Below are 20,885 nucleotides of genomic sequence, written 5' to 3'. Positions count from 1 at the left end.
GACGCTATCGTCGAAGCTACCGCTGCCGGCGCAATCACCGTGATCGGTGGTGGCGATACCGCTACGGCTGCCAAGAAGTACGGCGCAGACAAGAAGGTGACCCACACCTCTACGGGTGGTGGCGCTTCCCTCGAACTGCTGGAAGGCAAGGTTCTTCCGGGCGTCGCATTCCTCACGGATAAGTAATTTTCCCTTATAGGCTTCGCGATACTGCGTTGTCGGGACCCTCGCTGTATGTCTTATACAGCTTCGGTCCCTCCGCCTTGTCTCACTCGCCTCTAAGAAAAAATTGGATTTTGTGAATCTCGATGAAAGTCGAGATTCTTTTTTTTTGCTCTGCTCGCAACTGAAAAAAATCGTAAGGCGAGTGAAGCGCGAACGCTTGCGTTCGCATATATTTTATATTTGGCTCATGTTTTGCAACAGAATCCTCGGGACGACACATCATGGCACCTACAAGAAGGTTGTAGATGTTCCTCTCTTGCGAGAGGAACTCACGGCGCGGTCGGTGCGCTGCATTGCCCGCGATGGTGTTGAAATCGAAATGGAACTCTACGAAGACCTGCAGGAAGGCGATATCGTCGCGGAGACGGAGCAGAATGTCTATGCAATCAAGGTGTTTGTTCCGAAGAAGCGGGAAGAGGCCGAGGTCCCGCGCATGAACAAGAGCTATCTCTGATTTTAGTGGTGCGGACGGCGCGGCCCTAATCCTTGATGCTTAGACTTTCGCGGACGCCGATTTTCTCTTTGCCGAGCAGGCGGTAGAGCTTGCAGCGGAATAGCGGTATGGCTGCGATAACCACGGTTGCGACCACGGGGATGGCAAGGTAGGCGACACCTGGCTTGTTGAAAGCTTCGCGGAAAAGCAGGCGCATCACGAGCAGGGTGTACCAGTGGACGGCGAGAATCACGAGCGCGTTACGCGAGATGTTGCGGAGAATTCCCTTGGCAATGCGGACGGGGATGATGTTCGGCAATTTGTCGGCGAGAACGAAAGTGCCTATGAGGCCCGCGATGCCGAAGAAGGAACTCGCAACAAAAATGCGGAAGTCTTTCCCGAGGTCGTTGTTCATGATGCTGAAATCTGGGTCGGGAACTTCGAGGTATGCGTAGGCGGCGAAAGAGACGATAGTGGCTGCAACGAGAGCCAAGATTTTTTTTGTGTTTTCTTTCAACATTCCCTTACATAGCCAGCCGTTTGCAAAGAAGAACAGTACTGTCAGGTCGCGCTCTATTCCGAGCGGCAGGCGGATGTGGTTGACATACAGGAGCCAGCCACCCGCAAGACTTGCCAGCGAAACAAAGAAGATGAATCTTCTCGGTACAATTTTTTGCACCCCATAAAACAGTAAACTTACCGAGTACAGCGTGAACACGAACCAGAGCGGCCCCGACCCGATGGAAGATTTGCCTGCTACGAAGATTTTCGCGAGGTTCCAGTAGATGTAGTTCCACACAGTCGCGATTTCGGGCCGGATGTTCATCACCGTCATGCGCGGCGCCTTCGGGAAAAGGTCGAAATTGTAGAGTACCGGGTCTAGCGCGAGGAACAGGAGCGAAAGCAAAATGTAGGGGACGAGCAGGACGTGCGTCTTGTGGATAAAGTAAGCCTTGAAATTGCCGAAGCGCCGCGTGCTGAACAGCATTCCCGAAATAAAGAAGAAGGCCGACATGCGGAGTGCGCTCAGGTGCAGCATTCCCATTTGCGCCTGCGGAAACGACTGTTCCACGTGATAAAGGCACACGAGCAGCAACACGAATCCCTTGAATTCGTCAATCCACCCAATTCTTGCCGTCGCCTTGTCACTCATGCTTCGTGCTCACCATCCCCGCATTTGTCATCCCCGCTATACGATACTTGGCAACTTGTTGCCATAGTAGAGTTATCCTCTTTGAGGAGAAGGCGGGGATCTGCTTTAATACCACCTTCTCTCATCCCCGATCGTCGTCATGGGCCCGTGTCCGGGGAACACCACCGTCTCTTTCGGGAGTGAAAGAAGTTTGTTCTTAATCCCGCTTACAAGTGCATCGTCGTCGCCGCCGAATAGGTCGCTGCGGCCGCGGCTTCCTGCGAAGATGATGTCTCCGGGGAACAGGAGCGGTGGTGCCTTCTGACCGTTCACTTCGCCCGGTTTTTCGCAAAAAAACGCGATGCCGCCGGGGGAGTGGCCAGCCACGTGGATGACCTGCAATTCTATTTCCGGCACCCCGACGGCATCGCCCTCGGCAAGGTAGTTGCCGAGCCCGGGCGAAGGTTCACGCAGCGGGAGTCCGAACATCTCGCTCTGTTCTTCTTGCAAATCCAGCATGAATGCGTCTTCTTCGTGAGCCTCGGGCTGCACGCCGTACTTGCGGGCGACAAACGCATTGCCCAGCACGTGGTCCAGGTGCAGGTGCGTGTTGAAAAGGTGCTTTACCGTGAGTTTGCTCTGCTCGATGTAGCTTGCTAGGGCGTCCTCTTCACGTTCGTTCGACACGCTCGGGTCTATCAGGATGGCATCGCCCGCGTCATTGCTGAGCACAAAGCCGTTTACGCCGAAGGGATTGAATACAAATTGCTTGATACGCATAAGATAAAATGTAAAATCGGACAGGACACTTGACAACTGAAAAAATTTAATTATCTTGATTAGACTCACGTTTTTGGAGAGGACCTATGGCGATCAATCCTAATCTTTTGACCGGTCAGTTAAAGTCAGACGGCCTTGCCCGCACGGGCGAGGTTATTCGTGACGAAAAGCCCTTGCCGATTCATCATTCGGGTGCCGTCGTGCGACACCATACGGCGAAAATGCCGCGCATTCCCAAGGCGAAGGCCAAGGGATAAAAAAATCCGACCGCGCATAACGGTCGGAGAATATTAGTTTATTCAAGGGGCTTCCGGGTTATTTCAATTCCCAGGTCGTGCCTTCCTTGCTGTCCTTGATGACCACGTTCATCGCGGCGAGCTCGTCACGGATGCGGTCACTTTCGGCCCAGTTCTTGGCGGCACGGGCTTCCTTACGGGCGGCAATCAGCGCTTCGATCTTTGCGACATCCACGCCGTCGTTTGCGCCCTTCTTGGCATATTCTTCGCGAGGTTCGTCGAGCTTCAAACCGAAAATCTGGTCGAAGTCGGCCACCAGGGCGGCCTTCTCACCGTCGTCGATATCGCTCTTGAGCATCGTGTTCATGATGCCGAGTGCACGCGGCATGTTCAAGTCGTCGCCGATGGCGTCCTTGAATTCGGCCTGGAAAGCCTTGGCGGCTTCGCTTGTAATTGCGGTAGCCTTGCCGATCAGCGGGTCCGTCTTCTTGTGCAAGCTCTTGAGGCCTTCCTTGGCGCCTTCCAAAGCTTCCCACGTGAAGTTCAGGTAGTTGCGGTAGTGACTGCCAATCGCGAAGAAGCGGTAGTCGAGCGGGTTGAAGCCGCGGTCCATGAGGAGCGAAACCGTCAGGAATTCGCCGCTGGACTTGCTCATCTTGCCGAACTTCTGCTCGGTCGTGCCGTCTTCTAGCTTTTCTTCGCTTGCTGTGCGGAGGAATTCGCCGTGCATCCAGAAACGTGCAAAGGTCACGCCGTTGGCGCATTCGCTCTGGGCAATTTCGTTCGTGTGGTGCACGCGGATGTGGTCCGTACCGCCACAGTGGATGTCGAGGGTTGGGCCGTTGTACTTCATGGCCATCGCGGAGCATTCGATGTGCCAGCCGGGGAAACCGACGCCCCACGGGCTGTCCCATTCCATGGCGCGCTTCTTGTCCTTCGGGCTGAACTTCCACAGAGCAAAGTCGGTGGCGTTCTTCTTTTCGCCCATGTCGATGCGGCTACCCTTGCGCAGGTTTTCCACGTCCAGGCGTGCAAAATCGGCATAGCGCGGGAACTTGAGGCTGTCGAAGTAGATGCCGTCGCTGGTGCGGTAGGTGTAGCCCTTTTCTTCCAAGGTCTTCACCAGTTCAATCTGTTCCTGGATGTGCTGCGTGGCAGGCGTCCAGCGGGTCGGTTCCTGGATGTTCAAACGGTGCCAGTCGGCCATAAACGCGTCGGTGTAGAACTTCGCGATGTCCCAGACGGACTTGCCTTCGCGGGCGGCGCCCTTTTCCATCTTGTCGTCGCCAGAGTCGGCGTCGCTGGTCAAATGGCCCACGTCGGTGATGTTCACGATGTGATTCACCTTGTAGCCGTAGTACTTGAGCGTACGGACCAAAAAGTCTTCGAAAATGTAGGTGCGGAGGTTGCCGATGTGGGCGAAATGGTACACCGTCGGGCCACAACAGTACATGCGCACGGCGGGGACGCCTTCGGGGAGTGTGAATACTTCTTTCTTGCGCGATGCGGTGTTGTAGAACTGTAGAGCCATTTTAGCCTCCGTTAAATGCGGCGCAACATGCGCCAAGCGGGGACAAATATAGAAAAAAGGCGAGAGTCACGACAAAGGCGCTTGTGCCATTTGGCATGACCGAGCCGAGCTATATGCGCACCGAAGGGGCGCCAATATAGAAAAATGCACTCCGAAGGTGCGCCAATATAGTTTTTTTCTACTTGATGGCGATGCGCTTCGTCAAACTTGCTGACCCGTTGCGCACGCGCACCATGTAGAGCCCTTCGGCGACATTCAGCTCGACAGAGCCCGTTTCGCACTTGCCGCTGAATACCGGGCGGCCCTGCATGTCAAACACGTCAACGCTTGCGGACTTTGCTCCGGCAATGAACAGCGTGCGGCCTGCAACGTGCATGGTGACGCTCCCCGGACCGGCAGACTGTGCAATCGCGATGGAGGAGTCTTGTGCAGTTGTGTCGGAGCTTGTCGTGTCCGTGACAATTGTATCTTGGGGCGGTTCGAAGTTCTGGAGCCTCACCAGAATGCTATCGAATGCCGGTTTCGGATTCAGGTTGTCGTCGTATATAAGTCCTTTCTGCCTGTTGAGCCCGCCAAGCCAGCTCCATTTATCGGATACGCCCCAGATCAGGTACGTGTCCGCGTTCGGTTCTTCGAGGATGATGTCCAGGTATTCACGGAAGGTCTTTCCCTGACGTTCGAGGTCGCTCTTGCTCACGTTGATGCCGCTCTTGAATCCGATATCGAGCTCGGTGATTTTCAGCTTGATGTTGAGCTTTGCAAGTTCCCTGGCAAGCGAGCGGAGGCTGTCCGGCGAACCGATAAAGTGCTTGTCGGTAGTGGTGTCTTCCACGTGCGTCTGCGAGCCCACGCAGGTGATAGGAATGCCGTTTGCAACCCAGCGTTTCACCTGTTCCAGCAAGAACCCTGCCTTGGCTTTCGGGTTGACACCCTGCTCGAGGTTGTAGTCGTTGTAGCAGAGTTCCGCGTCGGGGTCGGCGGCGTGCGCCCACACGAAGGCAGAGTCGATAAATTCAGGGCCGATTCCCTGGTACCACACGGAATAGGAACGCCACATGGGTTCGTTGTTGCTGATGGCTTCGTTCACCACGTCCCATTCGTCCACCTGGCCTTTCCAGTGTCCGACAACGTTGTCGATGTGGTTCTTGAGAACGGAGAGCAATTTTTTCTTGTCGTTCTTGTAGTTGTTCACCCAGTTCGGGACCTGGCTATGCCAGGCGAGGGCGTGGCCGCGGACGCGCATGCCGTTCTGCTTCGCGTACTTGACCATCTTGTCGCCGTTGTTGTAGTTGAACCTGTTTTCGCTAGGTTCGGTCGCGTCGAACTTCATCTCGTTTTCGGCGACGACGATGTTGAACTGCGTCTTGTGAATTTGCTCGTACTGCGCGGGAAGTCCGCCGCCAAACCACTGCGAGTTCAGAATGGCACCGATATAGATGTCGTTCTTTTCAGCGTACGATCGGAGGGTTTCATCTGCGGCGAAGGTGCTTGCGATGCCTGCGCCAATCAGGGCTACGCTGAGCATAAGCCCAGAAACGGGAAAAAGGTTTCTCATTGTTACTCCTTGTTTTTCCCTAATACGTAAACACCCACATGTAAAATAATCAAAAAAAGCGGGGACGGGTGTAAATTAACCGAAACAGAAAAAGGCACGACATGCCCAAAATGGCTATATTTTTTACCGTGAAAAAGCGCAAGCGGAAATCTCGTCCCCCCATGACACGTTCGCAAATGATGCGGGCTGTACGCTCCGAGGATACGAAGCCTGAGGTGCTCGTGCGTCGCGCGCTGTTCCGTGCGGGGTTCCGCTACAGGCTCCACCGCCATGACCTGCCGGGTTCGCCCGACCTGTTCATCCTCAGGTACAACGTGGTCGTTTTCGTGAACGGATGTTTCTGGCATCAGCACGGCTGCAAGTTTACGAGCCGTCCCAAGAGCAATCCGGAGTTCTGGAACGATAAATTCACGAACAACGTGGTGCGCGATGTGAAGACAGCCTGGAAGCTCTCGCTCATGGGGTTCCGCGTGGCGACGGTCTGGGAATGTTCCGTCAAGAACGACTTTGCCCGCACGGTGGAGCGCCTTGCTGCATTTATACGGGGCGACGAGGAATCTGTCGAAATCTAGCCGCGCGAAAAAATTATAATTAGGGAAAACGGAGGTCGTTTATGAATTGCAAATTTGGTATTGTGGTTGTTGCCGCGGCGCTTGCGCTGTGTGCCTGCGGAAACCAGGAACAGTCCAAGGCGGAACCTGCCGCGGAGGCGGCAAAGCCGGCCGTGTCGAAGTCGCTCGTTGTCTATTACTCGCAGACGGGCGCGACCAAGAAGCTTGCGGAGATTTTCCAGAAAGCGAAGAACGCCGACGTGTTCGAACTTGCGATGGTGACGCCGTACCCCTCGACATACGACAGCACGATTGATGCGGTGGCCGCCCAGCGCCAGACCAAGCTGTGGCCCGCGCTCGTGAACACGAAGGCCGACCTCGCGAAATACGATACGGTCTACCTCGGCTACCCGATCATGTTCGGGAGTTTCGCGCCGCCGATCTATACCTTCCTCGCTTCGAACGACCTTTCGGGCAAGGTGGTGGTGCCGTTCTGCACTTACGGTAGCGGCGGCCGCAAGGCTTCCGCCGCGGAACTCAAGACGCTTGAACCGAACGCGAACGTGACGCTTGCCTACGGGATTTCGAACAAGCGCATTACGGCCGAGAACGGTGCGGAAGTCGCTGCTAAGGAAGTCGAGGGATTTTTCGCGGACCTTGCCGCCGGCAAGACGGACGAAATGCTCATGGGTGGCTTTTCGGACCAGAGAGCGCTCACTGCAGAAGATTCTGCGGTGTTTGCGACCGCGACGAAGGATTACGCCTACTTGAAACTTGCTCCGTTGAGCGTGGCCACGCAGGTCGTCGCCGGTATGAACTATCTGTTCGTGTGCACGACCAGCGGGTTCAACCGCCCTTCGACCGAGACGATGGTGAAAATATTCAAGCCGCTCCCCGGCCGTGGCGAACCTGAACTTATCGTCATGGAAAAGTAGCCGACGCCATCGCTTGACGTAACTAAAAAAAATTAAGAACTAGGATTTAGATTCCTAGCTCTTTTTTTTAAATAAATTAGGTCGAAACAAGAAACGAGCAGAGTGAGGCCGCAGGACCGAAGCTGTACAAATAGTACAGCGAGAGTCCGAGAACGAAACTATGCGAAGTTTATTGCGAGACCCGCGCAGCCAGTTCTTCGGGCGTGCGCACAAGTATATCCCAATCGCCGCGCTTGATTATCTTGTAGGCATAACCCTGTTCCGTGAGGAACAGCTGGCGGTTCATGGCGAATTCCTGTTCCTTGGAATCCTGCGTCACGATGCTGTAGAAGTGCGCGGCACCGCCGTCGCTCTTGGGGCGCAGCACGCGGCCCAGTCGCTGGGCTTCTTCCTGGCGGCTTCCGAACGTTCCCGAAACCTGGATAAGCACGTTCGCGTCGGGAAGGTCGATGGCGAAGTTACCCACCTTCGAAACCATGAGGTTCTTCTGGCTGCCGTCGCGGAAGGCGGCGTACAGGCGTTCGCGTTCCTTGTTCGGGGTCTTGCCTGTGATGAGCGGAATCTGCAGGTCTTCAGAGAGGGCCTCGAGCTGGTCGATGTACTGGCCGATAATCAGCACGCGGTCGTCGGGCTTGTCGAAATGCTTGAGCAGGCGCTCCACGATGTCCGTCTTTTCGGGGTTCGTGCTGGCAAGCGTAATCTTCTCGCGGATGGGCGCGAGGGCGTACTTCATCTTGAGTTCCGCTTCCATCGGGATACGAATCTCGTTACAGTCGGCGGTCGCGATCCAGCCCTGCGCTTCCAGGATACGCCACGGGATATCGTACTTCTTGGGGCCGATAAGGCTGAAGACTTCCGTTTCCTTGTGGTCTTCGCGCACGAGCGTCGCCGTAAGGCCAAGGCGGCGGGTCGCCTGCATTTCGGTACTTAGGCGGAACACCGGGGCGGGCAGCAAGTGCACCTCGTCGTAAATCATGAGCCCCCACTTCTGCTGGCTGAACAGCGGGAAATTCGCGAGTTCCTTCTTCACTTCCTCGTCGCTCATCTCGAGGTCTGCGGTGTCGGGGGCGTTCTCGTCTTTTTTCGCGCGCTTGCGCTGGGTCAATATCTGGTAGGTCGCGACGGTCACCGGGCCGATTTCCTTGACTTCACCGGAGTATTCCTTCACCTGGTCGAGGGTTAGGTCGGTCTTGTCGCAGATTTCGCGGATCCACTGGCGCGATGCCGAAATATTCGGGGTGAGGATGAGTGTCTTGGTCTGCACCAATGCCATGGTGGCAAGACCAATCACCGTCTTGCCCGAACCACAGGGGAGCACGATGACGCCCGAACCGCCCTTCTCGGAACCGCTCGCATAGAACACCTGTGCGGCTTCCTTCTGGTAGTCGCGGAGTTCGAACTTCTTGCCGCTGAGCGTCGTCTCGCGCAGGTGGATGGGCAAGGGGTCGCCTACGGTGTAGCCCGCGAGGTCCTCGACCGGGAACCCGGCGTTGGTAAGCGCCATTTTAAGGTGGCCGCGGCGTTCCGGGTCCACCTCGGCATGCAGGTCGTCGATGAAGTTCAGCACGAATGGCTCGACTTCCTTGAGGCGACAGATTTCGGCGAACATGTAGTTGTCGTCGGATTCGACAATCAGGCGGTCGCCGTCTTTCTTGAGACGCAAAAGTCCGTAGCGGGCCATGTAGTCCTCGATCTCGGTGACGACGGTCTCCGGGATCGGGAAGCGGCTCTGGCTTTCGAGTCGTTCTATGACATCCTTGGCACGGAGCCCGGTAGAGGCGGCGTTCCAGAGGCTCAGGTGCGATATCTTGTAGGTGTGCAGGTGCTCGGGGCTCTTGACCAGTTCGGTAAAGGGGGCGATTGCGTCGCGTGCCGCTTCGTAGGAGGGGGAATCGACCTCGACCATGATTTCGAGGTTGCTCTGAACAATGATTGCGCCATTCGGATTCATAGGGCGCCAAAGATAGTAAAAAAAGCGTTTTTTGGTTAGAGGGGAGGCGATGAATGGTTTTGCCGACGGAGCAAAAGAAAAACCCCGATTTCCTGTAGAAATCGGGGCTTTCGAGCCACCCAGCAGATTTGAACTGCCGACCTGCTGATTACGAATCAGCTGCTCTACCAGCTGAGCTAGAGTGGCATAGCGGGGTCAAAAATAGCAATAGGCCCCTTTTTTGTCAAGATGCGTTTGGTGTGAGTTGGCAAAGTCTTCCATTTTTTCTATGTTTGGGTCACTAAATTTAAAATGGAAGTCGAAAATGGCTAACGAATCTAACCAGAGCAATTCTGAAATCAAGGAATTTTTTGTCCAACACGGAACCAAGGTCCTCGTGGCCCTGGTGATTGTCCTTGCCGTTGTGGCCGGCGTTGTCCAGTTTAGGGACAGCCAGAAGGCCGCTGCTGCCGAACAGGCCGAAATTCTCGGCAAGGGAATGGCGCTCCTCTACACGAACGACAAGGATGCCGCCCTCGCCGAATTCGAGGCGCAGATTAATTCCGGCAAGATTGACGGCCTCGCTCTTGCGAAGGCAGCCCTCTTCGCTGGAAATATCAAGTATGAGAAGGGTGATTTCGATGGCGCCGCCTCGCTTTTCCAGAAGTCGCTCGATAACGCGGGTTCCGTGGAACTGGTCCGCTCGGCTGCCCTGCACGGTCTTGCTTCTGTGAAGATTGAAAAGGCAGACTACACTGCCGCTGCCGGTCTGCTCGAACAGTACGTGTCCGAGTTCGGCAAGCGCACTGGCGACAAGGAAGACCGCTTCCAGAAGGAAGAACCGGTTGACCAGGTCCCGATGGTTGCCGACGCCATGTGGAAGCTCGTGCTTGTATACCAGCAGCAGGGTGCAAACGACAAGGCGAAGAATACCGCCGAACGCATCGTCGAGGTCTACGGCGACAATGCGATGTATGCCGACAAGGCGAAGAAGTTCCTCGCAAGCCTTTAGCTTAGAGCGAACTTCCAGCCGATAGCGAAAATCGCGAAATAGATAGTGACCCACACGAGGTCGACCAGTTTGGCAGGCGTTCCCCAGCGGAGCGCCTTCTTCTTTGGGATGAACCCGCAGAGCGCGCCCGCGACAAAGCCGTAGGCGTGGCCCAGCACGTCGGCGTTCTCACCGATGCCGAGGAATACGGCGAGCGAGGCGGCGCCGCAGAGGGGGGCGAACCGCCGGAGCATGCCGTGGGTCTCCTTGGGCATGAGCCTGAACTCGATGACGGAAAGCGCGCCGATGGCGGCGAACACGAACGTGGAGAATCCGAGGGCGCGGTAGTCCGTCTGCACGGTGAACGCGACGAAGAAGTTCGCGACGGCGCTTGCGATGGCGAGGAACGGGGCCATGCGTGCGAGCGGCGTGCGGTACGACATGAGGTTCAGCACGATGTAACCGCTCACGAGGTTCGATGCGATGTGGCGCGCGTCGGCGTGCAGCGTGAGCGCGGTGATGGTGCGCCACCATTGCCCGTGTAGCACCTTGTCTGCATCGGAGAGTCCGAGACTATGCATGAGGGCGACCTTGCCCGAAAAGTCGAGAAGCGTGCAGACGACAGGAACAAGAAGAACCCAGAGGGGCTGCAGGCTCAGCGTGAGGGGGAGCGGCGGGTTCTCTTCCCGGGGAGGGTTCTCCTTGCGGTAGAGCGCGAGCTGCAGGCGTGCGCGGTCCTCGTTTTCGGGTAGGATGAAAATCTGGAACGGTCCTTCTTCGGAGCGCATGATGCGGTGGGTGATGCCCTGCGAAAGGAGCACGAGGCTGTAGTCGCGGATTTGGCGGAATGTCCCTTCGGATATGCGAATCGTTTCGGGGTACTGCGGCTCCTCGAAAGTATCTGCTGCCGTGTCTGGCGCCTGGTTGCCGGAAGCGTTTTTTAATGCGTCTTGCGGGGTCGCGGTATCGCCGTGTGCGGCATCGTTTTCGCGGGGGAGCGGATGCACCTGGAGGCCTTCCCGCGGGATGTCCGTGGGATAACGCATGTAGCGCGGACGCAGTGGCGACATCAAGCGAGGCATGATGCGATCCCCTTATCCTTCGGCCCTTGCCGCCGACGTGAGTGCGAATTTGCCGGTGGCTGTTTCACATTCGGCGCGGAGATAGGCGAAGTTGTCGAAGTAGACTTCGATGTCGCTGTTCGCACGGGCGGCGACGAGGCTTTCCTTGCAGATTTCTTCGTTCGGGGAGAGCTTGCCGTTGCTCAGGTAGCGTCGTCCGAAAATGCGGATGTAGCGGAATCCGCCGCCGAAGTCGGCCGTATTGCGGGCGTGGAAGATGATTCCCTTGCTCCCGTGGATTTCGGCGCGTTCCCACCAGAGCGCGGGTCCGTCGGTGATGTAGCAGTTGTCGCCTGCGAAGGCTGCGTTCAGCGCCTCGCGCGTGAGTTGCGTTTTTGTCATCCCCGGCTCCGACCGGGGATCTTCTTTCACGACTGTTCGCACCTTGCCGAAGATGTGGTCGCGGGTGTGGCGCAATGTGAATAGCGGGGTTGCGACGGAGGTGGTGTCATTCAGGTCGCCGTGCGCGTCGTTGCCGCCGATAGGGAGTAGGTAGTTTCCCTTGCCGAGTTCCTCGATCCACCATTGGCGTCCGAGTTTGAATCCTTCGTCGCGGATGCCGTTCCAGAACTGGATTCCGCGAATCTTGTGGCGAGCTTCGAGGTTCAGGTCCTTGTGGCTCCAGTAACCGCGCCGGAAGATGAACTTTTCGAGCAGTCCCATGGGCTGCATTGGGTGCGCCGCGAAGCAGTGCGCTTCGGTCATTTCCAGGAGTTTCGGAATTTTGAACGTGGGCTTGTTCTCGAGCCAGTTGCGGCCGCAGTCGCCGAGGCCGGGCAGGTAGCTGTCGGGCGCGAAGGCGAGCATGTGGACGTTTTCACCCTTGCTGTTGCCTGCGGAAACTTCTTCGCCCGCGAGCAGGAGGGGCATGCCTTCGCCGGCAGGAAGCGACGCAATCTCGTCGCGCAGTGCCTGGAACCTGGGCGCGGGCGATGGCGCTTCCTTCGTGTAGTCTTCTTCAGTGAATGCGAAATCGTAGGCGTGGTCGGTGCAGCTTACGAAATCAAGCCCGACTGCCTTTGCCGCCTGTTGCAATACGGCGGGGGATGCTCCGTGTTCCACGTGGTCGCAGGAGAATCGCGTGTGGCAGTGCATCTCGCCGGCGACAAATCCGGGTGCCTTTGGGGGCTGTTCCGCGAGTATGTGAATTTTGAGCGGCTTGGGCTTTAATCCGGGGTAGTTCCAGCGGTTGAAAATCTTGGTCGCGCAACTTTTCCCATCTTCGCTGGTTCTTTTTGCATAAATCCTGCAGTTCAGTTCATGAACGCCCGCTTCCAGGTGCCCAAGCTTGATAGGGTAAAAGCTGAATTGTTCTTCCGCCTGAATGTTTAAATCAAAGTTCTTGCCATTGATTTCCGCTTTCTCGATAAGCGTCGGGAACCGGTGCGCATCACGCACGACAATCCATAGGGTTGGCTCTTCGCCGGGTATAAACTGGAACGGCGCGTCTACGATGATTTCGGGCCACGGCCTGTATAGAAGTGACCACGGAAGCCTGAACTTGAAGTGCGTTTCGGCGTAACGCAGTTTTTCCCCCGGCCAGAAACTCATTTATTCCGCCTTTGCTTTTTCGCTTGCGGGTTGTTCTGGTTCCTGAGCGCTGGGGGCTTCGGCCGCAGGCTCCTTGGCCGTCGTTGATTCGGAGGTGCCCGTTCCTTCGCCAGTCGGGCCGGCCGCGGCCGCGTTCCCTTGTGCGGGAGTGCTTTCGGCAGGAATTGCCGGTGCCGTTTCGCTTTCGGTTCCGCTTTTTGGCAGGAGTGGTTCCTTGGGCTTGTTCCACAGCCCGAAGCTCACGCGAATCTGCAGTTGCAGTCCGCCGATGTTCCATTTGGCTTTTTCTTCGGGGCCGTCGGGAACTATGTCGGCGAAGCGTTCCTTGGATTCGACGGAGATGGAACTGAACCCGATGTCTCCGTAGATGTTGAATCCGTTCCAACTGGTGACCAGGTAGCCGAGACTTACTCCGAACCCGGCACCCAACGGGCTGTTTTCTGCTTCGAGCTTGCCCCAGGTGGTGTAGATCTCGGTGCCGGGAAGTGTCCAGTACCACCGGACTCCGATGCTGAAGAGCGAACCGTTCGAAAGCGTGATGAGGCTTGTGGGAATGGCGAGCCTGTATTCGAGGAACATGGGCACGCCCTGGATTGTGTAGCTATAGTTGTGCGCCTTGTTCTTGCGGTCGGTAAGCACGACGGATTCCTTGTCGTAGATGAATCCGATTCCGGCACTCAGGAAGTGGTCCTTGTGCACCTGGAACTGGATGCCACCCATGACGGGGAAGCAGAAGTTGACCTTCTGGAAGTTTTGCTTTGCGACGCTGAGCGATTCTTCCTTGTCGACGGCCTGCGCCCTGAAGTCGGCGTAGATGGTGTCGATGGCCTTTTGGAAGTATTCACGTTCGTCGAAACTCAGGAACGAAATCGCTGGCTGCATGAATATGGAAAGGCGCGAGTTGTCGTGCTCGACCCTCACTTCCTCGTCGGCATAGGCCGTCGAGACGATGAGGAGTGCGAACAGTATCTTCAGGAAGTTCTTCATGCCAACCACCGGGCGCCTGGCGAATCGCTAGTAGAAAAGGGTCTTCTCTTCTTTCTGGATGCGTTTCTTCTCGGAATCCTTCTTCATGCGCTTTTCAAAATTCTTCTCGGCCTTTGCGATTTTCTTCTCGGTCTTCGCGAGGAGTTTTTGCCCGTCCTTGTCGTCTTCTTTGAGTTCTTCCTTGGCAAGAGCGAGGTATTCGCGGGCGGTTTCGAACTGGTCGAGGTCGGTATAGGCCTGCGAGGTGAGGAAGAGCGCTTCCTTGCGCCTCTTGGACTGTTGGTATGTCTCGAGGAATTCCTTGAAGTAGATGACGGCTGCCTGAGGCTTGTCCATGCGCAGGTAGAGGCGCGCAGTCTGGAATTCTTTTTCGGCAAGGCGTTCGATGAGGAGCCCGTAGTAGTAGTTGATGGAGTCGCGGAGCGGCGTATCCGGGTGGTTCGACAGGTAGCGCTCGAAATCCTTCATGGCGATGGTGGTGTTCGCCTCGTCGCGGCTCACGCGGAATTCCATGTTGAACGAAGCAATCGCCTTCTTGAATTCGGCTGTCTCCACGAAGGGGGATCCGGGGAAGTTCGTGATGAAGCTTCCGTACTCTCCGCGGGCGTCGATCCATTCTTCCAGATTGAAGTAGCTTTCGGCGAGAAGGAAGGACGTCTGTTCCAGGTAGCCAGTCCCTGCGCAATAGCTCATGATTTCTTCAAGTTTGTCTATGACGCGTCCGTATTTCTCTTTCTTGAAGAGCTCCTCGGCCTTGTCGAACTTTTCCTTGCAGAATTGCGTGTGTGTTTTCTTTGCGCCATCGGACGATGCGCAGCCGCTAAAGAGGGTCAATGCGAAAAAAATGCTTGAGAACAGGGCTGTCTTTGCGATGTGGTTCATTCTTTTTCTTTGGTTAATTCTAACTTTCGCTTATCAAAGTAGAAAAATATTACCGAAAAGAAAAATGATTCTAGTCCGTTATGTGTTGAAAGAACTCATTGGCCCCTTTATGGCGGCGCTTTTCGGCATAACGTTTTTGTTTGTCGTCGATTTTCTCGTGAAAATTCTGGACAACGTCCTGTCCAAGGGACTGCCCGCATCGACTGTCCTTGAAATTTTTGCGTTGAACCTCGCCTGGATGCTTTCGCTCTCGATCCCGATGGCCGTGCTTGTTGCGTGTCTTATGGCCTTCGGGCGCCTTTCTGGCGACCACGAGATTACGGCGGTAAAGGCGGCGGGAGTCTCGCCCTTGTCCCTGATGCGTCCGGTGATGCTTGTCGCGATGCTCCTTTCGGTTCTGATGGTGCTGTTCAACAACTGGGTGCTGCCCGAGGCGAATCACCGTTCGGTGGAACTGATGAATGCCATTTCGCGCAAGAAACCGCACGTGTTTGTCGATGCCGGGCGCCTGATTACGCAGTTTCCCGACGTGCAGCTCTGGGTGAACCGCATCGACCCGGTTTCGGGTGTGCTTTACGGCATCCAGGTGTACGAGATGGAACGCAAGGGCCCTCCGCGCGTGGTCTATGCCGACAGTGCGACGCTGGACTACGTGGATAACGGGGCGACGCTCATGTTCCGTTTGCGCAGTGGCGAGACGCATATCGTGGACCCTGATAAGCCCGAAAACTACTTCCGCATCCGGTTCTTTTCGCAGGACCTCGCCATGCAGAACGTGGATGAGCGTCTGGAACGCCGTAGCCGCAGCTATAGGAGCGACCGCGAGATGCCTGTCGAAATGATGATGGACGTGGTGAACGAGGCTCGCGCGAAGTATGATACGGTCTCGCAACAGGCCATGAAAGTCAGACTATCCACTCTTGCAGATGCGAAGGCTTCCGTGTTGGGCGATAGTATTCTCCCGGCGGATGCGGAAGGAATTGCCGAACTTGATTCGGTCCAAGCCCGGCGGTCGCTACAGAAGATGCGTCTTCAGGAAATCAGCGCGCTCCGCACGACAGAACGCCTCTGGGGGCGCATGGAATCCGAAAAAAAGCGCGAGGCGCAATACCTTGTCGAAATCCACAAGAAGTTCAGCACTTCCTTTGCCTGCTTTATCTTTATCCTGATCGGGGCGCCGCTCGGGATTATGGCGCGCAAGGGTGGCATTGGCACGGGAATCATCTACAGCCTTGCCTTTTTCGTCATCTACTGGATTTGCCTTATCGGCGGGGAGAACCTGGCTGACCGACTCATCATCTCGCCGGAACTTGCCATGTGGTCTTCCAACATGATTATTGGGGCGTTCGGCGTGTTCATTACCATCGCGATGGTCCGGGACCGCTTTACGGGGGATTCGAAATTTTTCAGGGCGATGCGTGCCATCGGTCGCTGGTTCCGTTCTATCGGCAGGGGGCATGCGTGAAATTCTCTCGTTACCTTGTCTGGAATTTTTTGAAGATGTTCCTTATCGTGACGATCGGGGCCATCTTCATGTTCGCGGTCATCGACTTTGTCGGAAACATCAAGACGTGGCTTGCGCGCGATACGAAGGATGCTGTCGATTACTATGTGAGCTACATTCCGTACATGCTCTATCTCATTACCCCGGTGTCGCTTTTTATTGCGGTGCTCGCTTCGGTGGGCAACATGGCTCGGCACCTCGAGATGAGTGCTATGCAGAGTTCCGGGCAGAGCCCTCTCAAGACTCTATTCCCCATTTTCTTTCTGGGCGTTCTCGCTTCGGTCGGTTCCTACGAGATGAGCGAACTCTGGCTTCCCGATGCAAACCACAAACGCCTGGAAATCATGGAGACGAATGCGCAGAAAAAGAAGAACCCGCGCATCAAGGAAAAGAACGATTTTACCTTTATCGACAGTGAACGCGCAAGCTGGTTTTTCAAGTTCTATTCGGGGAAATCCAGGACGGGGCGCGACGTGGTGCTGCTCTTGCGCGAGCAGGGAAGGCTAGTGGAACGTTATGACGCCAAGACGGTCCGCTGGGTGGAACCGGATACGGCATCCCTCGACAGTGCCGCCCGCGACAGCGTGATGAAGACTTTTGCGGACGAGTCGTACTGGATGTTCGAACGCGGCATGAAGCGCATCTTCAACAAGGACGGCACTGTGACGGTCATGCCCCTTGTGCGCGAGAAGATGCGGGGAAAGGTGTTTACTCGGCCTGAGGACTTGATTAACGAACGCCAGGTTTCCGACGAGATGGATTCGAAAATGGTCAAGCAGCGCATCGAGGTGCTCAAGCGCTCGGGCGAAGACACCCGGGTTATGGAGACTGCGCTCCATTTCAAGCTCTCTGCGCACTGGATGAACCTGATTGTCCTTTTGATCGGGGCGGCGCTCTGCCATCGTTATAGCCGCTCTGGGGGGCTTTCCCAGAAGTTCGGTGTTGGCCTTTTGCTCGTTTTTAGCTATTATATCCTTGAACGGATTGGGCTGAAGATGGGCGAAAATGGTGCCTTGACGCCGTTTCTGGCGGCCTGGATAAGCCATATTATTTATGGCGGCGTAGCTTGTCTGATGCTTTACCGTTCGTTTAGGCTGTAGAGGGTCGGATGCTGATGTCCATAATTTTGTTTGTCGTTGCAGGATTGCTGCTGGGACTTTCGTTCCAGGGCGGGCTTCTCCTGTTCCTGATTCCGTTTGCCGGTGTCGCCGCCGCGCTCGGCTATATGAACTTGCCCCGGGTTCCGGGCGGTAAGACGGCCTCGCTTCCGGTGGTGACCCGCGCCATGCGCGCGACGGGGATAGCCCCCGCTGTAACCCCCGAACTAAAAAATTCCTTCGATGACTCTGCCGCCGACTACAACGAGCCTGGTTCCACCCTCCGCGTGAACCAAGTGTGGGCGCGGGCCGATGCCGACGTGAAAAAGGCGTTTGGCGATATGCTCGAAGGGCTCAAGCGGGTTGTCCCCAATGTCCATACGGTTGTGGTTTTCTCTCCGCTCAATTCCATGAAGGAATGGGGAATCCGTGCCTACGCAAGCACCGACCCGAACGCGCAGGTGGCGACCGATGTGAAGATTACCGAGAATTCCGGACTTATCAGCCAGCTGTTCCGCCTCGACGTGAACCGCCTTCTCGAAGGAGACCTTTCCGGCGGCAAGAGCCTGCTCTACTATATCGACAATCCGATGATCAAGTCCCTAGTGGCGGTTCCCATGCTCGACAGGAGCAAGAATCGTGTGGGGGCGCTCGTGATGGATTCGCTCTATCCCAATGCGTTCGGCCAGCAGACGGCGCAGGCGCTTACCTATATCGCAAGTACGCTCTACGCCCTCTACTTCAAGAGTTTTGCTTCCGCCAAGAACTACATCGAGCAGCAGCAGTTCAGCGTCCTTTACCACTATCAGCATCAGTTCTTCAAGAACATGACGGTCAAGGATATTTACCACCAGATTTTCGAGTATGTCAAGGGGAACATCCCGTTTGACCGCATGATGCTCCTTGCCCTCGACAAGCAGGACGACAACAACCTTCACCAGGAACGTGTCGGCCATGTGGTCTGCTGCGACGGAATCGATGCCGACCAGTTCTTTGGCAAGAAGTTCTCGCTTTCGGACAAGGGACTCGCGATCCTCGCGCTCTACCATAACCGCCCTGTAGAACGCACCTTCAACCAGTCCTCGTTCAACGCCTATATCCCGCGCATCGACAACCAGGAAAAGAAGAACATGGAAATCCGCCAGCTGTTCGTAATGCCGGTGCCTTCGGATGCGAACACGGAACAGGCGGAGCTCGCTATTTGCCTCGAAAGTCGCAAGAGCGACCGCTATACCGAGCACGAGATGAACTTGCTCAAGGCGTTTGCGGGGGTCGCCGGGTTTGCCTATGCGCGTGCCTGCCAGTTCGAACGCGGCAAGGATCTGGCAACCCGCGACGGCCTTACGGGCCTTATCAACCACCGCACGTTGCATGAGAATTTGCGTACCGAAAAGATTCGCGCTGACCGCCAGAAGTATAACATTGGCGTCTTGATGATGGACATCGACCACTTCAAGAGCGTGAACGACACTTACGGCCATCCGATTGGTGACGTGGTCATCAAGGGAATTGCTGGCGCTATCAGTGGAGAAATCCGCAAGGAAATCGATGTCGTCGCACGCTATGGCGGCGAGGAATTTGTCGTGGGCCTCATCGACACGACTCCCGAGGGCATGATCGAAACCGCCGAACGAATCCGCCATGCGGTGATGAAGCTGGAATTCGATGTGCATCAGCAGGACCCGCTCCGCGTGACGGTGAGTATTGGCGCCTTCCTCGTGACTCCGGAATTCCACGACATGAAGAAGGCGGTGACCTATGCGGACCAGGCGCTCTACAAGGCGAAAGAAGGTGGTCGAAATCAGGTTATCCAGTATACGGAATTGCCGCTCGAGCCTGCTCCCGAAACGGACGACGACATCCCGGTCCTAACTTCATCGCTCAAGGCGTAACCCCGATTTATGTTTACCGCTGTTGACTGGCTTGTTCTTGCGGCATACCTGCTGCTTTCTCTGCTTATTGGTCTCTGGGTTTCCCGTGGCAACAAGAACCTCAAGGAATATATGTTCGGTGGCGGATCCATTCCGTGGGTCGCCGTGGGCATTAGCCTCATCGCTACTTCCGTAAGCGCGACGACTTTCCTCGGTGCGCCCGCCGACGTGTACGGCGACAACATGACGTTCCTCATGTTCCAGATAGGAGCTCTCCTGAGTATCGTCGTCGTGGGTTTCGTGTTTATCCCGCGTTTCCGCACGTCGGGCATTTCCAGTGCATACGAACTTTTCGAGGTGCGGTTTGGCTCGAAGACGGTGCGTCGTCTTGCGGCTGTTTTCTACAGCCTGCACTTGCTGCTGCGCACGGGAATTTTGCTCTATGCGCCGTCGCTTGTGCTTGCGCAAATCCTCCACGTCGACCTTAAACTGGCTATCGTGGTAAGCGCTGCGGTCGCGATTTTCTACACGTGGTTTGGCGGAATCAAGGCGGTCATCTGGACCGACGTGATGCAGTTCTGTGTGTTTTTCGGCGGCGGCGTCCTGGTGCTCGTGCTTATCTCGAATGCGGTTGGCGGTTTCGGCGAAATGGCTGCCCTTGCGAGCGCGGCGGGCAAGACAAAGTGGTGGGACGCAAGTCTTGATGTTTCCAATGCGCGCACGCTTGTCTCGGCGGGCTTTGCTTATGCCATTCTCGAAATTGCTATCCGCGGATGCGACCAGCAGTTTGTACAACGTTATCTGAGCTGCAAGGACGTGAAGGCGGCAAACCGTTCCAGTATCCTCTCGATGGTGCTTGGTTGCTTCGTCTCGATTCTTTTCTACTGGGTAGGTGCTGCACTCTATGTGTATTACAAGGTTTCGCATGTTGCCGCCCTTCCCGAGAGCGTCGGCCAGAACGATGTATTCCCTTATTTTATTGTAAACGGGCTTCCGGTAGGCGTGACCGGCTTGATTGTCGCCGCCATCTGTGCCGCCGCCATGAGCAGCCTTTCCAGTTCCATCAATTCGCTCAGCAATACATCCGAACGGGATTTTCTCGGCTGGGACGAATCTACCGGAATGGGCGGGCTCAAACGTGCTAAAATCTGGACGGTCGTGTGGGGCGTGCTCGGCGTGTTTTTCGCTCTGTTTGCCGCGACGCAGCAGGGGAGCCTCCTCAAGAATGCGCTCTTCTTTACCGGACTCTTTACAGGCCCGCTCCTTGGCATGTTCCTGCTCGCCTTCTTCGTGAAGGGCCTCAAGAGCTGGCAGGTGATTGTTGCCGTCGTTTGCGGCATGGGGAGCCTCGTGCTTATTCAAGGCATTCCCGCCTTTGGTGTGCCTGCGGTTCTTGGTGGAATCTTCAGCTGGCCGTGGATGCCGTTCATCAGCATGACGACCACCGTGCTCGTCGCGGTCGTGCTGAAGTTCTCTGCGATGCTGCTTGCAAAGAAATAAAAGCCATATTCTAGTTTAGACTATAAGAACCGGTAAAATTCTTTTTGCCCGAGAGCCGTTGCTTTTGGGATTC

General features: G+C 56.0%; 19 protein-coding genes and 1 tRNA gene. 10 read left to right on the top strand and 10 right to left on the bottom strand.

Going from position 1 to position 20,885, the window contains the following annotated elements; translation table 11 throughout:
- Positions 1-186: phosphoglycerate kinase (pgk, locus tag B2310_RS08070; RefSeq protein ID WP_290730382.1), on the top strand; the 186-nt coding region annotated here is incomplete at its 5' end.
- A gap of 226 nt (positions 187-412) precedes the next feature.
- Positions 413-679 (top strand): hypothetical protein, encoded by a 267-nt coding sequence (locus B2310_RS08065; protein ID WP_173366907.1) that lies wholly within the window; start codon positions 413-415, stop codon positions 677-679.
- Positions 680-704: 25 nt separating this feature from the next.
- Here B2310_RS08065 and B2310_RS08060 read toward each other — a convergent pair whose 3' ends face one another.
- Together B2310_RS08060 and B2310_RS08055 are read right to left on the bottom strand one after the other, a co-directional pair.
- Positions 705-1,811: an acyltransferase family protein gene (locus tag B2310_RS08060; RefSeq protein ID WP_173382067.1), complete on the bottom strand. Its 1,107-nt coding sequence runs from the start codon at positions 1,809-1,811 to the stop codon at positions 705-707.
- 105 nt (positions 1,812-1,916) lie between these two features.
- Positions 1,917-2,570, bottom strand: a complete 654-nt coding sequence (locus B2310_RS08055; RefSeq protein ID WP_290730376.1) for an MBL fold metallo-hydrolase — start codon at positions 2,568-2,570, stop codon at positions 1,917-1,919.
- A gap of 86 nt (positions 2,571-2,656) precedes the next feature.
- Here B2310_RS08055 and B2310_RS08050 point away from each other — a divergent pair, with 86 nt between their 5' ends.
- Positions 2,657-2,827: a hypothetical protein gene (locus tag B2310_RS08050; protein ID WP_173366904.1), complete on the top strand. Its 171-nt coding sequence runs from the start codon at positions 2,657-2,659 to the stop codon at positions 2,825-2,827.
- Between the two features lie 58 nt (positions 2,828-2,885).
- Here B2310_RS08050 and cysS read toward each other — a convergent pair whose 3' ends face one another.
- Both cysS and B2310_RS08040 read right to left on the bottom strand, forming a co-directional pair.
- Positions 2,886-4,337: a cysteine--tRNA ligase gene (gene cysS, locus B2310_RS08045; protein ID WP_290730373.1), complete on the bottom strand. Its 1,452-nt coding sequence runs from the start codon at positions 4,335-4,337 to the stop codon at positions 2,886-2,888.
- A gap of 178 nt (positions 4,338-4,515) precedes the next feature.
- Positions 4,516-5,892 (bottom strand): endo-1,4-beta-xylanase, encoded by a 1,377-nt coding sequence (locus tag B2310_RS08040; RefSeq protein WP_290730370.1) that lies wholly within the window; start codon positions 5,890-5,892, stop codon positions 4,516-4,518.
- Positions 5,893-6,053: 161 nt separating this feature from the next.
- Here B2310_RS08040 and B2310_RS08035 point away from each other — a divergent pair, with 161 nt between their 5' ends.
- Positions 6,054-6,464, top strand: a complete 411-nt coding sequence (locus tag B2310_RS08035) for a very short patch repair endonuclease (RefSeq protein WP_290730368.1) — start codon at positions 6,054-6,056, stop codon at positions 6,462-6,464.
- Between the two features lie 41 nt (positions 6,465-6,505).
- Positions 6,506-7,378 carry a flavodoxin gene (locus tag B2310_RS08030; protein WP_290730365.1) on the top strand — a complete coding sequence of 291 codons (873 nt, stop codon included), beginning with the start codon at positions 6,506-6,508 and terminating at the stop codon, positions 7,376-7,378.
- Positions 7,379-7,547: 169 nt separating this feature from the next.
- On the opposite strand, the gene B2310_RS08025 is transcribed toward B2310_RS08030, so the two are convergent.
- A complete protein-coding gene (locus B2310_RS08025; RefSeq protein ID WP_290730362.1) occupies positions 7,548-9,329 on the bottom strand; it encodes a DNA repair helicase XPB in 1,782 nt (593 codons plus the stop codon).
- A gap of 113 nt (positions 9,330-9,442) precedes the next feature.
- A tRNA-Thr gene (locus tag B2310_RS08020) sits at positions 9,443-9,515 on the bottom strand.
- Between the two features lie 118 nt (positions 9,516-9,633).
- Here B2310_RS08020 and B2310_RS08015 point away from each other — a divergent pair.
- Positions 9,634-10,320 (top strand): tetratricopeptide repeat protein, encoded by a 687-nt coding sequence (locus B2310_RS08015; RefSeq protein WP_173366067.1) that lies wholly within the window; start codon positions 9,634-9,636, stop codon positions 10,318-10,320.
- Here the strand turns inward: B2310_RS08015 and B2310_RS08010 are convergent.
- From B2310_RS08010 to B2310_RS07995, 4 genes are read right to left on the bottom strand one after another with little or no spacing between them, the layout of a single operon-like run.
- A complete protein-coding gene (locus B2310_RS08010; protein ID WP_290730359.1) occupies positions 10,317-11,381 on the bottom strand; it encodes a rhomboid family intramembrane serine protease in 1,065 nt (354 codons plus the stop codon). The two genes, B2310_RS08015 and B2310_RS08010, sit on opposite strands and share 4 nt — an antisense overlap.
- A 12-nt stretch (positions 11,382-11,393) precedes the next feature.
- Positions 11,394-12,971 carry a PHP domain-containing protein gene (locus B2310_RS08005; RefSeq protein WP_290730356.1) on the bottom strand — a complete coding sequence of 526 codons (1,578 nt, stop codon included), beginning with the start codon at positions 12,969-12,971 and terminating at the stop codon, positions 11,394-11,396.
- Entirely contained in the window at positions 12,972-13,958 is a 987-nt protein-coding gene (locus B2310_RS08000; protein ID WP_173382059.1) for a hypothetical protein, read from the bottom strand.
- A gap of 27 nt (positions 13,959-13,985) precedes the next feature.
- Entirely contained in the window at positions 13,986-14,840 is an 855-nt protein-coding gene (locus B2310_RS07995; protein WP_173366070.1) for an outer membrane protein assembly factor BamD, read from the bottom strand.
- A gap of 64 nt (positions 14,841-14,904) precedes the next feature.
- Between B2310_RS07995 and B2310_RS07990 the strand changes: the two genes are divergently transcribed.
- From B2310_RS07990 to B2310_RS07975, 4 genes are read left to right on the top strand one after another with little or no spacing between them, the layout of a single operon-like run.
- Entirely contained in the window at positions 14,905-16,305 is a 1,401-nt protein-coding gene (locus B2310_RS07990) for an LptF/LptG family permease (RefSeq protein ID WP_173366071.1), read from the top strand.
- Entirely contained in the window at positions 16,302-17,444 is a 1,143-nt protein-coding gene (locus tag B2310_RS07985; protein WP_173382057.1) for an LptF/LptG family permease, read from the top strand. The genes B2310_RS07990 and B2310_RS07985 overlap by 4 nt, the downstream gene beginning before the upstream one ends.
- 8 nt (positions 17,445-17,452) lie before the next feature.
- On the top strand, positions 17,453-19,333 hold the full coding sequence (locus B2310_RS07980) for a sensor domain-containing diguanylate cyclase (RefSeq protein ID WP_173366073.1): 1,881 nt from the start codon (positions 17,453-17,455) through the stop codon (positions 19,331-19,333).
- A gap of 9 nt (positions 19,334-19,342) precedes the next feature.
- A complete protein-coding gene (locus B2310_RS07975) occupies positions 19,343-20,812 on the top strand; it encodes a sodium:solute symporter family transporter (RefSeq protein WP_290723559.1) in 1,470 nt (489 codons plus the stop codon).
- Positions 20,813-20,885: the final 73 nt, after the last annotated feature.

This window comes from Fibrobacter sp. UBA3629, assembly GCF_002374005.1.
Classification (GTDB): Bacteria; Fibrobacterota; Fibrobacteria; order Fibrobacterales; family Fibrobacteraceae; genus Fibrobacter.
This window is presented reverse-complemented; position numbering and strand designations above follow the sequence as displayed.

What these genes read in the sequence shown, in the direction of transcription:
- B2310_RS08065 (WP_173366907.1), top strand. Translation starts at nt 413, where the DNA reads ATGTTTTGCAACAGAATCCTCGGGACGACACATCATGGCACCTACAAG.
- B2310_RS08060 (WP_173382067.1), bottom strand. Translation starts at nt 1,811, where the DNA reads ATGAGTGACAAGGCGACGGCAAGAATTGGGTGGATTGACGAATTCAAG.
- B2310_RS08055 (WP_290730376.1), bottom strand. Translation starts at nt 2,570, where the DNA reads ATGCGTATCAAGCAATTTGTATTCAATCCCTTCGGCGTAAACGGCTTT.
- B2310_RS08050 (WP_173366904.1), top strand. Translation starts at nt 2,657, where the DNA reads ATGGCGATCAATCCTAATCTTTTGACCGGTCAGTTAAAGTCAGACGGC.
- cysS (WP_290730373.1), bottom strand. Translation starts at nt 4,337, where the DNA reads ATGGCTCTACAGTTCTACAACACCGCATCGCGCAAGAAAGAAGTATTC.
- B2310_RS08040 (WP_290730370.1), bottom strand. Translation starts at nt 5,892, where the DNA reads ATGAGAAACCTTTTTCCCGTTTCTGGGCTTATGCTCAGCGTAGCCCTG.
- B2310_RS08035 (WP_290730368.1), top strand. Translation starts at nt 6,054, where the DNA reads ATGACACGTTCGCAAATGATGCGGGCTGTACGCTCCGAGGATACGAAG.
- B2310_RS08030 (WP_290730365.1), top strand. Translation starts at nt 6,506, where the DNA reads ATGAATTGCAAATTTGGTATTGTGGTTGTTGCCGCGGCGCTTGCGCTG.
- B2310_RS08025 (WP_290730362.1), bottom strand. Translation starts at nt 9,329, where the DNA reads ATGAATCCGAATGGCGCAATCATTGTTCAGAGCAACCTCGAAATCATG.
- B2310_RS08015 (WP_173366067.1), top strand. Translation starts at nt 9,634, where the DNA reads ATGGCTAACGAATCTAACCAGAGCAATTCTGAAATCAAGGAATTTTTT.
- B2310_RS08010 (WP_290730359.1), bottom strand. Translation starts at nt 11,381, where the DNA reads ATGCCTCGCTTGATGTCGCCACTGCGTCCGCGCTACATGCGTTATCCC.
- B2310_RS08005 (WP_290730356.1), bottom strand. Translation starts at nt 12,971, where the DNA reads ATGAGTTTCTGGCCGGGGGAAAAACTGCGTTACGCCGAAACGCACTTC.
- B2310_RS08000 (WP_173382059.1), bottom strand. Translation starts at nt 13,958, where the DNA reads ATGAAGAACTTCCTGAAGATACTGTTCGCACTCCTCATCGTCTCGACG.
- B2310_RS07995 (WP_173366070.1), bottom strand. Translation starts at nt 14,840, where the DNA reads ATGAACCACATCGCAAAGACAGCCCTGTTCTCAAGCATTTTTTTCGCA.
- B2310_RS07990 (WP_173366071.1), top strand. Translation starts at nt 14,905, where the DNA reads ATGATTCTAGTCCGTTATGTGTTGAAAGAACTCATTGGCCCCTTTATG.
- B2310_RS07980 (WP_173366073.1), top strand. Translation starts at nt 17,453, where the DNA reads ATGCTGATGTCCATAATTTTGTTTGTCGTTGCAGGATTGCTGCTGGGA.
- B2310_RS07975 (WP_290723559.1), top strand. Translation starts at nt 19,343, where the DNA reads ATGTTTACCGCTGTTGACTGGCTTGTTCTTGCGGCATACCTGCTGCTT.